Origin of the sequence: Mameliella sp. CS4, from assembly GCF_019392335.1 — a bacterium.
GTDB lineage: Bacteria > Pseudomonadota > Alphaproteobacteria > Rhodobacterales > Rhodobacteraceae > Antarctobacter.
The window spans coordinates 1-267 of the sequence record NZ_JAHXRQ010000168.1 but is presented as its reverse complement, the minus strand read 5'-3'; the positions used below and the strand labels follow the sequence as shown (position 1 = coordinate 267).

The 267-nt window shown below is 68.9% G+C and carries 1 pseudogene; it reads right to left on the bottom strand.

Annotation, left to right across the window (positions count from 1 at the left end):
• A pseudogene (locus tag KZZ07_RS26980) lies at nt 1-241 on the bottom strand (AAA family ATPase); the annotation flags it as partial.
• Nucleotides 242-267 lie beyond the last annotated feature (26 nt).

Here is a 267-nt window from a genome sequence, read left to right as displayed (position 1 = left end):
AGATCTTGTCGATCTCGTCGAGGAAGACGATGCCGTTGTTCTCGACCTCGCGGATCGCCTCGCGGACCAGCGCCTCGTCGTCGACGAGCTTGTCGGATTCCTCGGCCATCAGCGGCGCGTAGGCGTCCCGGACCAGGATCCGCCGCGGCTTCCCGCGCTGGCCGCCGAGCGCTTTGCCGAGCATGTCGCCGATGTTGATCGCGCCCATGGAGGCGCCCGGAACGCCGGGGATCTCGAACATCGGCATGCCGGCGGGGGCGCTGGAGG